The 14479-nt window shown below is 67.6% G+C and carries 12 protein-coding genes; 5 read left to right on the top strand and 7 right to left on the bottom strand.

The annotated features are described in order from the left end of the window. Positions 1 to 113: 113 nt before the first annotated feature. Positions 114 to 1748 (top strand): long-chain-fatty-acid--CoA ligase, encoded by a 1635-nt coding sequence (locus PSV23_RS07830; RefSeq protein ID WP_300467593.1) that lies wholly within the window; start codon positions 114 to 116, stop codon positions 1746 to 1748. A gap of 46 nt (positions 1749 to 1794) precedes the next feature. Further along, entirely contained in the window at positions 1795 to 2445 is a 651-nt protein-coding gene (locus tag PSV23_RS07835) for a hypothetical protein (protein ID WP_300467595.1), read from the top strand. A 3-nt stretch (positions 2446 to 2448) separates the two neighbouring features. Here the strand turns inward: PSV23_RS07835 and PSV23_RS07840 are convergent, their stop codons facing one another. Further along, on the bottom strand, positions 2449 to 3351 hold the full coding sequence (locus tag PSV23_RS07840; protein WP_300467597.1) for an MBL fold metallo-hydrolase: 903 nt from the start codon (positions 3349 to 3351) through the stop codon (positions 2449 to 2451). Positions 3352 to 3408: 57 nt separating this feature from the next. Here PSV23_RS07840 and PSV23_RS07845 point away from each other — a divergent pair, with 57 nt between their 5' ends. Beyond that, entirely contained in the window at positions 3409 to 3555 is a 147-nt protein-coding gene (locus tag PSV23_RS07845; RefSeq protein WP_300467599.1) for a hypothetical protein, read from the top strand. Between the two features lie 3 nt (positions 3556 to 3558). On the opposite strand, the gene PSV23_RS07850 is transcribed toward PSV23_RS07845, so the two are convergent. Together PSV23_RS07850 and PSV23_RS07855 are read right to left on the bottom strand one after the other, a co-directional pair. Then, positions 3559 to 3957, bottom strand: a complete 399-nt coding sequence (locus PSV23_RS07850; protein WP_300467601.1) for a TIGR01244 family sulfur transferase — start codon at positions 3955 to 3957, stop codon at positions 3559 to 3561. Positions 3958 to 3959: 2 nt separating this feature from the next. Next, the gene (locus PSV23_RS07855; RefSeq protein ID WP_300467603.1) at positions 3960 to 4475 is read right to left on the bottom strand and encodes a hypothetical protein; all 516 of its coding nucleotides are present in this window, start codon (positions 4473 to 4475) and stop codon (positions 3960 to 3962) included. A gap of 287 nt (positions 4476 to 4762) precedes the next feature. Here PSV23_RS07855 and PSV23_RS07860 point away from each other — a divergent pair, with 287 nt between their 5' ends. Beyond that, positions 4763 to 7756: a TonB-dependent siderophore receptor gene (locus tag PSV23_RS07860; protein WP_300467605.1), complete on the top strand. Its 2994-nt coding sequence runs from the start codon at positions 4763 to 4765 to the stop codon at positions 7754 to 7756. Positions 7757 to 7900: 144 nt separating this feature from the next. Continuing rightward, positions 7901 to 8437: a hypothetical protein gene (locus PSV23_RS07865; RefSeq protein ID WP_300467607.1), complete on the top strand. Its 537-nt coding sequence runs from the start codon at positions 7901 to 7903 to the stop codon at positions 8435 to 8437. A 183-nt stretch (positions 8438 to 8620) separates the two neighbouring features. Here PSV23_RS07865 and metH read toward each other — a convergent pair whose 3' ends face one another. From metH to PSV23_RS07885, 4 genes are all read right to left on the bottom strand, one after another. After that, the gene (metH, locus tag PSV23_RS07870; protein ID WP_300467609.1) at positions 8621 to 11287 is read right to left on the bottom strand and encodes a methionine synthase; all 2667 of its coding nucleotides are present in this window, start codon (positions 11285 to 11287) and stop codon (positions 8621 to 8623) included. A 151-nt stretch (positions 11288 to 11438) separates the two neighbouring features. After that, positions 11439 to 12518, bottom strand: coding sequence for a homocysteine S-methyltransferase family protein (locus tag PSV23_RS07875; protein ID WP_300467611.1), 1080 nt, complete (start codon positions 12516 to 12518; stop codon positions 11439 to 11441). Then, on the bottom strand, positions 12515 to 13471 hold the full coding sequence (gene metF / locus PSV23_RS07880) for a methylenetetrahydrofolate reductase [NAD(P)H] (RefSeq protein WP_300467613.1): 957 nt from the start codon (positions 13469 to 13471) through the stop codon (positions 12515 to 12517). The genes PSV23_RS07875 and metF overlap by 4 nt, the downstream gene beginning before the upstream one ends. Then, a complete protein-coding gene (locus PSV23_RS07885) occupies positions 13468 to 14430 on the bottom strand; it encodes a metalloregulator ArsR/SmtB family transcription factor (RefSeq protein ID WP_300467615.1) in 963 nt (320 codons plus the stop codon). Before PSV23_RS07885 ends, metF begins: the two co-directional genes overlap by 4 nt. Positions 14431 to 14479: the final 49 nt, after the last annotated feature.

Genomic DNA, 14479 nt, shown 5'->3' on the forward strand with positions numbered 1-14479 from the left:
GCCAAGCCGGGCGGCCGCCAGGGTGACCTCGCGTCACGTTGCTTATCGGCGATCACGCCGATAGCGTGGCGTTCAAGCGCCTCGAAAAGCAGGCGCAGGCTTGAGGGATCGTGATGCTTGGATTGATGCAGGACTGGCCGCTGACGGTCGACAAGATCCTGGACCACTCGAAGAACTGGCATGGCCACCGCGAGGTGGTGACCCGTTCGATCGAGGGGCCCATCGTCCGCACCACCTATGCCGAGATCCACGCCCGCGCCAAACGGGTCTCCAGCGTGCTGAAGGACTGGGACGTCAAGGTCGGTGACCGTGTCGCCACCCTGGCCTGGAACACCGGCCGCCACATGGAGGTCTGGTACGGCATCATGGGCATCGGCGCGGTCTGCCACACCCTGAACCCCCGCCTGTTCCCCGAGCAGCTGATCTACATCATCAACCACGCCGAAGACCGGATCATCTTCGTCGACCTGACGTTCATCCCCCTGCTGGAAGCGATCCTGCCGCACTGCCCCTCGGTCGAGCGGGTGGTGGTCCTGACGGACGAGCTGACCATGCCGGCGACCGGACTGCCGGGCGCGGAATGCTATGAGGCCCTGCTGGGTTCGGCCTCCGAAGACATCGCCTGGGGCGGGTTCGACGAACAGACCGCCTGCGGTCTCTGCTACACCTCGGGCACGACCGGTAACCCGAAAGGGGTGCTGTACTCGCACCGCTCGAACTTCATCCATACGCTGCTGGGAATGCAGTCCACCGTTCTGGGGGCCTCGCCCAATGAGGTGATCCTGCCGGTGGTGCCGATGTTCCACGCCAACGCCTGGGGCATCGCCTTCGCCGGCCCGGCGGGCGGGACCAAGCTGGTGATGCCGGGCGCCCGCATGGACGGCGCCGCCATCTACGAACTGATCGAGAGCGAGGGCGTCACCTTCTCGGCCGCCGTGCCGACCGTCTGGCAGGGCCTGCTGACACACCTGCGCGAGAACAACCTCAGGATCCCGACGGTGAAGAAGGTCCTGATCGGCGGCTCGGCCGTGCCGGAGAGCCTGATCCGCGCCTTCCATGAAGAGTTCAATATCGAAGTCCTGCAGGGCTGGGGCATGACCGAGACCTCTCCGATCGGCACCCTGTCCAACCTTCCGCCCGAGCTGAAGGCGCTGCCCTACGACGAGCAGATGAAGTGGCGGGTCAAACAGGGCACGCCGCCGCTGGGCGTCGAGCTGAAGCTGAAGAACTACGCCGGTCAGGAGATGCCCCACGACGGGGTCACCTACGGCCGTCTGATGATCAAGGGTCCGACCATCGCCGGCGCCTATTTCAAGGGCGAGGGCGGCGACATCCTCGACCACGAGGGCTTCTTCGACACCGGCGACGTCTCGACCATCGACGAGCAGGGCTTCATGCAGATCACCGACCGCGCCAAGGACGTGATCAAGTCCGGCGGCGAGTGGATCAGCTCGATCGAGATCGAGAACCTCGCCGTGGGCCACCCCGGGGTCGAACTGGCCGCCGTCATCGGCGCGGCCCACCCGAAATGGGACGAGCGGCCGGTCCTGATCATCAAGCTCAAGCCCGGCGAGGCCCAGAACAGGCAGGAGCATCTCGACTTCCTGCAGGGCAAGATCGCCAAATGGTGGATGCCGGACGATGTGGTGTTCGTTGACGACATCCCGCTGGGCGCGACCGGCAAGATCGACAAGAAGCTGCTGCGCGAGCGCATGAAGGACTATCGCCTGCCGACGGCGGGGAGCTGACGCCGTGGCGCGCGGGCGGGTCAAGGGACAGGGGGCGGTCCGAGCCTTGCTGGCCTTCAGTCTGGCCGCGCCCCTTCTGGTGCTGGCCGCCGCGCTGGGGACCCGCTCGGGCGGCCTGTCCCTGGAGACGGGATATGATCTGCTGACGATGCGGGTCGGCTGGTGGCTGGCGATCGCCGGAGCCCTGGCGGCGCTCGCTGCGGTCGTCCTCGCCCTGCGGGATTTCCGCCGGTCGGGTCTGCTGGCCGTTGCGACGGTTCTGGTCGGCGGAGGGACGCTGGCCGGCTACATCTGGCACAACGGTCGCATGGCCGCCGCTCCGCCCGAGGACATCAGCACCGATCTGGCCGAGATCCCCGGCTTCGGCGATCTGAACGACGAGCGGCGAGGTCGGGGGCCTCGCGCCACCGCCGGCGTCGAGGCCTGTCCCGGGGCCCTGCCGATGATGGCGCAGATCGCACCCGGCTCGGCCGCCTGGGCGCTGCAGGAGGCGGGCTTCACGATCCGCGGGGCAGGGGTGGCGCGGGCCGACGGCAGTCGCGAAAGCTTCTGGTTCGGCTTCGACCATGACGCCGTGATCCGCATCCGGCCCGGACGCACGGACATCCGGGTCGCCGCGCGCGACGACCGCCCCCATGGAGGCGACGCCTGCCGCATGGCGTCCCGCATCAGCGAGGCGCTGCGGACCAGCCGCTGAGGCTCAGGTCAGCGTCCACTCGGCGTCGATCCCGGGCCCCGGCCGCCCGACGGCCCGCCCGGTGGCCTCCAGCGCGATCAGATGCGCCCAGACCGACAGGCTGGCGGCAGGCCACAGCCGTCGGTCCACGGCGGCGTACAGATTCGGAACGATCTCCGATATCCGCCGGTCGCCGCCGGTCAGCCGTTCGATGATCTGGGCTTCCCGCGCCAGCCTGTGGGCCTTGTAGGCGGCCAGGAACGGGCCCGGGTCGGTCACCGGCGCCCCGTGGGTCGGCCACAGGGTGGAAAAGCCGCGGGCGATGACCTGATCCAGACTGTCCATATAGGCGGCCATGTCGCCGTCGGGCGGAGCGACGACGGTGGTCGACCAGCCCATGACGTGATCGCCGCTGAACAGGGCGTTCTCCTCGCGCAGGACGAAGGCCATGTGGTTCGAGGCGTGACCCGGCGTGGCCAACGCCTCCAGGGCCCATCCGTCGCCCTCGATCACTTCTCCGCCGGTCAGCACGATGTCCGGCGCGAATGTCTCGTCGTCCTCCTCGTCCAGCGCCGCCGAGGCGTGGATGGTCCGCGCCGGCGGGCGGGCCGCCAGGATCGGCGCGGCGACAGTCTCGGCGAAGGGGCGGGCGAGGGGCGCGTGGTCCCGGTGGGCGTGGGTCACCAGCACATGGCTGACGCGCCGGCCGGCTACGGCGGCCAGCAATGCCGCCAGATGGGCTTCATCCAGCGGCCCCGGGTCGATCACCGCCACGCCCGCCCCTACATCGGAACGGCCGACGATGTAGGTCCCGGTTCCGGTGAAGGTGAACGGCCCCGGATTGCCGGCGATCACCCGCTGGATCAGCGGCGAGACCACGTCCGCCCGGCCGTATTCGAATGGAGGCATCGAAACAAACGGGATCATCCGGCGCGGCCCGGGCCTTGCGTCAGGACTTCGTAAACCTTCTGCGGAGTGCGCATCGTGGCCGTTTCCATCGCCCTGGCTGTTTCAAATCGGCTCCAGCCCGTGGCTGCGGCCTTCCTGTGTCTCATGGCGATGCAACTGGCCGTGGCCTCCTGCACGCCCGAACCCGCCCCCTACGCCGCCCGGGTCGCCATTCTCCGTTGATCCTCAGAGGGGCAACCGGCTGAGGTCGTAGCCGGCGCCGGCCGCCGCGGCGCGCAATTCGTCCGCATCCCGGCCCCGGAGTCGCTCCGCCATCGCCCAGGCCGCGGCCGACCGCGTCCCCGAGCGGCAGAACATCACCGTCGGCCGTCCGTCCGCCAGCAAGGCTCCCACCGCGGCGGCCTGGGCGGGGTTCGGCATTCCGGTCACCGGAATCCAGTCAAAGTCCAGCCCCGCCTGGCGCGCGGCGGCGTCCATCCTGGCGGCCGTCGGCTGACCCGGGTCCTCGCCGTCCGGGCGGTTGCTGATGATCCGCCGCACGCCTGACGCCGCAAGATCCGCCAGATCCTCAATGGCCAGCTGCGGCGAGGTCCAGACGGTCGGCGAAAGGGGACGCGGGGCCATTGCTACTGCCGCCGCACCCGCACGGCGCGGCTGCCGCCGACGGTCATCAGGAAGCTGCCCATGGTGGCCTTGCGCACCCGCACGGCGTCGCCCGGGCGGGGGCGGTGGCGGATGGGGTCGGAATCGATCTGGCGCCAGACCCCGCCGTCGGCCAGGCGGAAGACCCACCGGTTGTCGGCGACTTCGGAGGCGCTTTGAAGCGTGGTCTCGATCGAGTCGATCTCGGCCGCGTTGTCGGCGCCGAACAGCCGGGGCAGGGCGGGCATCTCGAAACCGAACAACTGGCGCCGGGCCTCGCCGATCTGGGCGCGATCCATGACGACGACCTCACCCTGCCGTTCGGCGGAATCCAGCGCGCTGACCGCGGCGTCATAGCAGCCCAGGCGGGCCGCGCTGTCGACGATGGCGCGGCAGGCCGTCAGGCGGGACAGGGTTCCGGCCCGCTCCTGCGGCGGCGCGGCCTGGCCGGACAGGGCCGCGATGGCCGCGGCGGCCGCGAGGCCGGAAATGAATGACATGATGGGTCCTCGTCCGACGGTACGCGCTTCCCGACTTAAGTCGGACAACTCGTTCCCAGCGTCAACCGGATTGGCTGCAACCGGAGCTGTGACCGTATCGTGGCCTAAATACGACAGTCACGCTTCGACGCGGTTACAACCGTGTAATTATGCTGGCGAACGGTACGGCGCAGAGCATAACGTCGGGCAACTGCGGCGGGGGAATCTGTCCGTGGGAGAAGGGAATATTCCATTCTAAGGCCGCGACGCCCCGGAAACGGGCGATGTCGAACATCAGGAGACGACCTTTGAGAACCCAGAAAACCCGTAATCGGCTGTTGTCGACGACGATGATCGGCGGCTTCGCCGCCCTGGCCTTCGCCGCACCTGCCCTTGCGCAGACGGCTCCGGCCCCGCAGGACGAGAGCCAGCTCGACGAAGTCGTCGTCACCGGTTCGCGCATTCCGCAGACCAACCTGGTCACCACCAGCCCCGTCACCCAGGTGACCGGCGAGGACATCGACATCGCGGGCGTGACCCGGGTCGAGGACCTGGTGAACCAGCTGCCGCAAGCCTTCGCCGCCCAGAACTCGACGGTCGCCAACGGCGCCTCGGGCACGGCCACGGTGTCGCTGCGCAACCTCGGCTCGTCGCGCACCCTGGTGCTGATCGATGGCCGTCGTATGGGTTACGGCTCGCCGAACGACGACGCGGCCGACCTGAACCAGATTCCGGAACAACTGGTCGAGCGCGTTGAAGTCCTGACCGGCGGCGCTTCCGCCGTCTACGGTTCGGACGCCGTCGCAGGCGTCGTCAACTTCATCATGAAGAAGGACTTCGAAGGCGTTCAGCTGGACGCCCAGTACGGCTTCTACCAGCACAACAACGACTATGACGGCGTCGGCAACCTGCGTGCGGAAATCGCTCGCCGTGGCGCGACCAACCCGTCGCAGTTCGCCCTGCCGGACGACAACGTCTCGGACGGTGAGAGCCGCTCGATCAACCTGACCGTCGGCGTCTCGGCGCCGGACGGCAAGGGCAACGTGATGGCCTACGCCGGCTATCGCAACAACAACGCGATCCTGCAGCGCGACCGCGACTATTCGGCCTGCAGCCTCGGCGCGCCGGCCGCCGTGCGTCCCACCACCTACACCTGCGGCGGTTCGGGCACGTCCTTCCCGGGTCGTTTCACGAACTTCGCCACCTTCAACTCGACGCTCGGCGCGGGCCGCACGTTCCAGAATTTCAACGCCGACGCCAACAACTACAACTTCGGTCCGGTGAACTACTATCAGCGCCCCGACGAGCGTTACACCCTGGGCGCCTTCGGTCGCTACGAGATCAACCCGCACGCTGAAGTGTTCGCCCAGCTGATGTTCTCCGACTACAAGTCGGTCGCGCAGATCGCTCCGTCGGGCAGCTTCTTCAACACGTCCGATATCAACTGCGACAGCCCCCTGCTGGGCGCGCAGCAAGCCACCACGATCGGCTGTACGGCGGCCGACATCCTCGCCGGCAATCGTCGTACGCTGTACGTCGGGCGTCGTAACGTCGAGGGCGGCGGTCGTCAGGACACGCTGAACTACGAAGCCTACCGCGGCGTCGCCGGCGTCCGTGGCGAGATCGTCCCCGGCTGGAACTATGACGTTGCGGCCCAGTTCTCGCGTGTGAACCTGTCGCGCGTCTATCAGAACGACTTCTCGGTGACTCGTCTGGGCCGGGCCCTCGACGTCGTCAGCGTGGGCGGCGTTCCGACCTGCCGTTCGGTCGTCAATGGCACCGACCCGGCTTGCGTTCCCTACGATGTCTTCATCGCCGGTGGCGTGACCCAGGCGGCTCTCGACTACCTGCAGATCCCGCTGATCCAGACCGGTGAAACGACCCAGCAGGTCGTGACCGCCGCGATCACGGGCGATACGGGCTGGAGCATGCCCACGGCCTCGCGCAACCTGCAGGTCGCGTTCGGCGCCGAGTATCGCCGCGACGCCCTGGGCTCGATCACCGACACCAACTTCCAGTCCGGCGACGGCGCTGGTCAGGGTGGCCCGACGATCGGCTTCACGGGTGACGCGGACGTCGCTGAAGTGTTCGCCGAGTTCCAGCTGCCGCTGGCCGACGATCAGCCCTGGGCCTATTCGGCCTCGATCGACGGCGCCTATCGCCGGTCGGAGTACGAAAACTACGGCACCGACACCTACAAGCTGGGCGCCGACTACGCACCGATTGAAGACATCCGCTTCCGCGCCAGCTACTCGCGCGCGGTTCGCGCCCCGAACGTGATCGAACTGTTCACGGCCCAGGGCTTCAACCTGTTCGACGCCGACTTCGATCCCTGCTCGACCCCCGGTCGTGCGGCGAACGGCGCCGGCGCCCTGCCCGCGAACTGCATCGGCGGCGCGTCGTATCAGGTCACGGCTGGCCAGGCTGCCAGCGGTGCTCTGGACAGCCCGGCTGGTCAGTACAGCTTCCTGCAGGGCGGTAACCCGAACCTGAACCCGGAAGAAGCCGACACCTACACGGCCGGCGTCGTCTGGGAGCCCAGCTTCTTCCCGCGCTTCAACCTCTCGGTTGACTACTTCAGCATCAAGATCGACGGCGCCATCCAGACGCTCGGCGCCCTGAACACGCTGAACCTCTGCTACAACCAGAACGACGCCGCCGCGTGCAGCCGCATCAGCCGCAACCCGGGTGGCGGTCAGCTGTGGGTTGGTTCGGGCAACGTCCAGGACCTGAACATCAACATCGGCGGTTACGAAACCTCCGGCATTGACGTCAACGCCAACTACAGCGTGGACCTGGAAGACTGGGGCGTCGCTGGCTACGGCTCGCTGTCGGGCTCGTTCGTCGGGACCTATCTCAGCGAACTGGTCACCGACACGGGCGCAGGCCAGACTGACTCGGTCTATGATTGCACCGGCTTCTACGCCAACCAGTGCGGCGTTCCGAACCCGGAATGGCGTCACCGCGCCCGTCTGACCTGGTCCACGCCTTGGGACCTGGACGTGTCGGGCACCTGGCGTCACTACGGCGAGGTTGAACTCGCCGTCCTGGGCGCTGGTGGTTCGCTGAACAACGGCGGCGCCCGTCTGGACCGTTACTTCGACGCCGAGAACTACTTCGACCTGGCGGCGACCTGGCAGGTGATGGATACCGTCACCTTCCGCGCCGGCGTCAACAACGTGTTCGATAACGATCCGCAACTGTCCTACAGCGTGGGTACGACCGGCAACGGCAACACCTATCCGCAGCTGTATGATGCGCTGGGCCGTTACGTCTTCTTCGGTGTCACCGCCAACTTCTAAGGCCTGATACCCAAGACCATCTGGGGCGGCGGATCTTCGGGTCCGCCGCCCTTTTTGTTGCCTGGAGCCACGCCGCACAAAAACCATTTGCGGTGTTCAAGCGTTTCCAGCTGACATTCGTCATCCACTGTTCCAGGCGCCTTCATGCTGATCACCCTCGTTTCCGCCCTGATGCTCTCCACCCAGACGCCCGCACCCGCCCGGGACGGCGGCGTCGTGAACACCGCCCCGGGCGCTGAAGCGGTGGAGACCGAGCGGTTCCGTGAAGCGGTCGCCTACGCCAACCCGATGCCGCGCGGTGCGCCCGAGACCGACTATCCGCTGGTGGCGTGGTGCGAGGCGCTGGTGAACGGCCACGTGGCCCTGGGCGAGACCCTGACCGACGCCGATCCGCTGGATCAGGACATCATCCGTCTGGGCAAGCTGGAGGCCGCCGACTTCCGCGCGGCGCTGGACGCCGCCGAGCCGCGCCAGACCGCCGCCAGCCGGGCCGCCGCCCGCGCCGCCGCCGCCGAGGCCACGGCCAAATGGGCGCCGCTGGCCGGGCAGGATGAAACCGTGCGCAGCCAGGCCTTCGGTCTGTTCTTCGGCCTGCCGGGCCGCTGCGAGCACGCCGCGCGGCGTATTCGCGGCAACATCACGACCGCCCCGGCGACGCCGGCCGACGTGGGTCTGGAATAGGCATTCTGTCCTTCTCCCCTTGCGGGAGAAGGTGTCAGGCGAAGCCTGACGGATGAGGGGTCTCTCTGACGGCGCGCATCATCGACCGCCGGTGGCTCGCTCGCCGACCCCGCCGATGCGACCCCTCATCCGACCTCGCTCCGCTCGGCCACCTTCTCCCGCAAGGGGAGAAGGGAAGGCGCCTCACGCCGCGTCGCTGCGGGCGGGCGCGCCCGGATCGTAGTTGAGGATCGGCGACAGCCAGCGCTCGGCCGTCGCCACGTCCCAGCCCTTGCGCCGCGCGTAGTCCTCGACCTGGTCGCGGTCGATCTTGCCGACGCCGAAATAGTGGCTCTCGGCGTGCCCGAAGTACAGGCCTGACACCGACGCCGGCGGCGTCATGGCGAAGCTTTCGGTCAGGGCCATGCCGGCGTGGTCCTCAGCCTGCAGCAGCCGGAACAGCGTCGCCTTCTCCGTATGGTCGGGCTGGGCCGGATAACCCGGCGCGGGCCGAATGCCCTGATATCGCTCGGCGATCAGGTCTTCGACTGTCATCACTTCGTCGGGCGAGTGGCCCCACAGCTCTGTCCGCACCTTCTTGTGCAGCGCCTCGGCGAAGGCCTCGGCGAGGCGATCGGCCAGGGTCGTCGCCATGATGGCGGAATAGTCGTCGCCGGCCTCCTTGAACCGTTTGGCGATCTCCAGCTCGCCGTGACCGGCGGTGACGGCGAAGGCTCCGATATAGTCCCGGCCGGTCTCGGCGACGAAGTCCGACATCGCCAGATTAGGCTTGCCGTTCGACTTCCTGATCTGCTGGCGCAGGGTGTGGAAGCGCGCCACCTCGGCCGTCCGGCTCTCGTCGGCATAGACGGCGATGTCGTCGCCGACGGCGTTGGCGGGCCAGAAGCCGATCACGCCCCGTGCGGTGAACCATTTCTCGTCGACGATCCGCTTCAGCATCGCCTGTGCGTCCTGGAACAGGTCGCGCGCGGCCGAGCCTACGATCTCGTCCTCGAGGATCAGCGGATAGCGGCCGATCAGCTCCCAGCTGGAGAAGAACGGCGTCCAGTCGATGTGGTCGGCCAGGTCCTGCAGGTCCCAGCTGTCGAAGGCGCGCACGCCGAGGAAGGACGGCGCGCAGGGCAGGGGTGTCGCCGGATCGGGCTGGAAGCGGTTCTGGCGCGCGGCGGGCAGGGTCGCCCGGGCCTTGACCTCCTGACCGCGCGCATACTGCTCGCGGATACGGACGTATTCGTCGCGGGTCAGGGCTTCGTTCTTCGCCCGCTCGGTCTTCGACAACAGGCCCGAGACCACGCCCACGGCGCGCGAGGCGTCGATGACATAGGTGGTCGAGCCGGCGCGATAGCCGGGCTCGATCTTGACGGCCGTATGGGTCCGGCTGGTCGTCGCCCCGCCGATCAGCAGGGGAATGTCGAAACCGCGCCGCTCCATCTCCCGCGCCACGAACACCATCTCGTCCAGCGAGGGGGTGATCAGGCCCGACAGGCCGACGATGTCGACCTTGTGCTCGACCGCGGCGTCGAGGATGCGGTCGGCGGGGACCATGACGCCCAGGTCGATGACCTCGTAGTTGTTGCACTGCAGGACCACGCCGACGATGTTCTTGCCGATGTCGTGGACGTCGCCCTTGACCGTGGCCATCAGGATGCGGCCCGCCTGCTGACGGGGTTTGCCGGTCTTTTCCGCCTCCATGAAGGGTTCGAGCCAGGCCACGGCCTGTTTCATCACCCGGGCCGACTTGACCACCTGGGGCAGGAACATCTTGCCCGCGCCGAACAGGTCGCCGACGACGTTCATCCCGTCCATCAGCGGGCCCTCGATGACGTGCAGCGGGCGTTCGGAGGCCAGCCGCGCCTCTTCCGCATCCGCCTCGATGAACTCTGTGATGCCGTTGACCAGGGCGTGCTCGATGCGCTTGCCGACGGGCTGGTCGCGCCATTTCAGGTCCACGACCCGGGCCGCGCCCTTCTCGCCCTTGTAGTTGGGGGCCAGGTCGACCAGCCGTTCGGTGTTGGTGACATTGGTCCGCTGGCGGCGGTTCAGGACCACGTCCTCGACCGCCTCGCGCAGCGCCGGGTCGATGTCGTCATAGACCGGCAGGTCGCCGGCGTTGACGATGCCCATGTCCATGCCCGCCTGGATGGCGTGATACAGGAAGACGCTGTGGATCGCCCGCCGCACCGGCTCGTTGCCGCGGAAGCTGAACGACACATTCGACACCCCGCCCGAGACGCGGACATGGGGCAGGGTCGCCTTGATGGCCTTGGTCGCCTCGATGAAGTCGACGGCGTAGTTGTCGTGCGCCTCGATCCCCGTCGCCACGGCGAAGATGTTGGGATCGAAGATGATGTCCTCGGGCGGGAAGCCGACCTCGTCGACGAGGATGCGGTAGGCGCGGGTGCAGATCTCGATCTTGCGCGCGGCGGTGTCGGCCTGGCCGACCTCGTCGAAGGCCATGACCACCACGGCGGCGCCGTAGCGCAGGCATTTCACCGCCTGTTCGCGAAACTCGGCTTCGCCCGCCTTCATCGAGATCGAATTGACGATCGGCTTGCCCTGCACGCATTTCAGGCCGGCCTCGATGACCTCCCATTTGGATGAGTCGATCATCACCGGCACGCGGGCGATGTCGGGCTCGGCCGCGATCAGGTTGAGGAAGGTGATCATGGCCTGCTTCGAATCCAGCAGGCCCTCGTCCATGTTGATATCGATGACCGAGGCCCCGGCCTCGACCTGCTGACGCGCCACCGACAGGGCGGCGGCATAGTCGCCGTCGATGATCAGCTTCTTGAATTTGGCCGAGCCGGTGACGTTGGTCCGCTCGCCGACGTTGATGAAGGTGGGACGCATTACAGACTTCCGCTCATCCCGGCGAAAGCCGGGACCCAGTGCTTTCGTGAGGCACTGTGTGTGGGATTGAGGGCGGTTTGAGCCGGGCGCCGGTCATCGCCCAAAGAACTGGGTCCCGGCTTTCGCCGGGATGAGCGGAGAAGGGTGAGCATCACGCTACCAGTTCAAAGGGTTCGAGGCCGGAGAGGCGCATGGCCACGGGCCGTTCGGGAATTTCGCGGGTCGGCAGTTTCGACACCGCCTCGGCCGTATGCCGGATATGGTCCGGCGTCGTGCCGCAGCAGCCGCCGACGATGTTGACCAGGCCGGACGCCGCCCATTCCTCGATGAAGTGGGCGGTCTGGTGCGGTTCCTCGTCGTACTGGCCCATGGCGTTGGGCAGGCCGGCGTTGGGATAGGCGGCGACCAGGGTGTCGGCCACCCGGCTCAGCTCGGCGATGAAGGGCCGCATCAGATCGGCCCCAAGGGCGCAGTTGAAACCGATGGCGAAGGGTTTGGCGTGGCGCACGCTGTTCCAGAAGGCTTCCGCCGTCTGGCCCGACAGGGTCCGGCCCGAACGGTCGGTGATGGTGCCCGAAATCCAGATCGGCAGGGCCTCCATGCCCTCGTCCTCGAGGTCCTTGATCGCCTTGATCGCCGCCTTGCAGTTGAGCGTGTCGGTGATGGTCTCGATCAGATAGAGGTCGACCCCGCCCTCGTTCAGCGCCCGAGCCTGCTGCTTGTAGGCGTCATAGACCTGATCGAACGTCACCAGACGCGCGCCGGGGTCGTTCACGTCCGACGACATCGACAGCATCTTGTTCAGCGGCCCGATCGAACCGGCGGCGAAGCGCGGCTTGTCCGGGGTCTTCGCGGTCCAGCGGTCGGCGGCGGCGCGGGCCAGTTTGGCGCCCTCCAGATTGATGTCCCACACCGACTGTTCGTCCAGCTTGTAGTCGTCCTGGGCGATGACCGTGGCCGAGAAGGTGTTGGTCTCGGAGATGTCGGCCCCGGCGGCGAAATACTGGTCGTGCAGGCCGGCGATGATGTCGGGCCGGGTCAGGCACAGGATGTCGTTGTTGCCCTTCATCTGGCCGTTGTGCGCGGCGAAGCGGTCGCCGCGGAAATCCTCTTCCGACAGCTCGCTGCGCTGGATCATCACGCCCCAGGCGCCGTCGAGGACGAGGATGCGCTCCTTCGCGGCCCGGTGCAGGGCGGCGATGCGTTCGCTGCGGGGGAGGGAAGAACTCATACTGTGGCGGCCTTCGTCTCACGCACGCCCAGCACCCGGCAGATCGCATAGACCAGGTCGGCGCGGTTCAAGGTGTAGAAGTGGAAGTCGGCGAAGCCCTCTTCCTGGAGGCGGGCGCAGGTCTCGGCGGCCACCGAGGCCGCGATCAGCTTGCGCGTCTCCGGGTCGTCGTCCAGCCCGTCGAAATGGGCTGCCAGCCAGTCGGGCACGGCCGCGCCGCAAGCCGCCGACATCCGCTTGAGGCCGTTGAAATTGGTGACCGGCATGATGCCCGGCGACATCGGAATGGTGATCCCGGCCGCCCGTACCCGGTCGCGGAAGCGCAGGAAGGCGTCGATGTCGAAGAAGAACTGGCTGATGGCGCGCGTGGCTCCGGCGTCGATCTTGGCCTTCAGAACATCGATGTCATGGTCTGTCGACGGGCTTTCTGGATGGCCCTCGGGATAGCAGCCGACGATGACGTCGAAGCCGCCCTTCGCCGTGATCGCGGCGGTCAGTTCGGTGGCGTTTGCGTAACCGTCCGTACGCGGAACATAGGTTCCACCGATGCCGTTTCCGCCCGGCGGATCGCCGCGCAGGGCCACGATGTGACGCACCCCGGCGTCGCGATAGCCTTCGATGACCGCATCCACATCCTCACGGCTGGCCTCGACGCAGGTCAGGTGGGCGGCGGGGGTCAGGGCGGTTTCCGCCAGGATGCGCTCGACCGTCCGGTGCGTCCGCTCCCGCGTGGAGCCGCCGGCGCCATAGGTCACAGAGACGAACTCGGGCTGCAGCGGCGCCAGACGGGTCACCGCCTTCCACAGATTGGCCTCGGCCTCGTCGGACCTGGGCGGGAAGAATTCGAACGAGACGCGGGGGCGCGAGGAATCCTGCCCGGCGCGCGCCACGGGCCCCAGCGGCGACAGCAACAGGGCGCGGGCCTCGGCGAGACTGCGGGGGGCGATGCTCATGCGACCTTGGCCTTGGCTGCGGCTGGACGTTCGGCGGTCCAGATCGAGACGGTCAGGCCGTCGGTATCAGGGGGAAGGGCGATCGGCGCGCTCGGCTTCAGGCCCGCGCCGGAGAGCCAGCGCTGCATCTCGGGGTCGGAGAAGCCAAGGTGGCGATGCTGATGTTCCTCGCGCAGATGCCCCAGCTGATGCGGCGCGAAATCGACGATCAGCAGCCGGCCGCCGGGCATGACCAGCCGCGCCGCCTCGGCCACGGCCGCGGCCGGATCGGCGAGGTAGTGCAGGACCTGATGCACCAGCACCAGATCGGCGCTGTGCTCGGGCAGGCGGGTGGCGAAAATGTCGCCGTGGCGTAGTTCGACCTTCTCCAGCCCGGCCCTCGTCACATTGGCGCGGGCGATGTTCAGCATGTTCTGGCTCAGGTCCAGTCCGACGGACATCTTCGCTGACTTGCCCAGCAGGGTCAGCATCCGGCCCGAGCCGGTGCCCAGGTCGACGACCCGCTCGAACGGCCCGTCACCGGCGGCGCGCTTGATCGCCGCCTCGACGGCGGTTTCACTGACATACAGCGAGCGGATGCGGTCCCACTGGGGCGCGACGCGCTCGAAATAGGCGCTGGCCGCCGCGCCGCGGTCGCGCCTCACGTCCTCAAGGCGGCGGTCGTCGGCCTCATGGGCGGCGGCGTCCAGCAGGTCCAGCACGGTGTCGACCAGCCGCCGCGCCAGAGCGTCCGACGACAGGCGGTAGAAGACCCGCGCACCGTCGGGAAATCGCTCGATCAACCCGGCATCGGCCATCAGCTTCAAGTGCCGGGACACGCGCGGCTGGCTCTGGTCCAGAATCCGCGACAATTCCATCACCGACAGCTCTTCGCCGGCCAGCAGCGACAGCACGCGCAGGCGAGTGGGCTCGCCCGCGGCGCGCAGCGCTTCGATAACCTGATCTGCAGTCAATGACATAAGCTTATATAAAGATATCCTTATATGATTTGGCAAGTGAATTGCGACG

It is taken from the genome of Brevundimonas sp. (assembly GCF_029946145.1).
Classification (GTDB): Bacteria; Pseudomonadota; Alphaproteobacteria; order Caulobacterales; family Caulobacteraceae; genus Brevundimonas.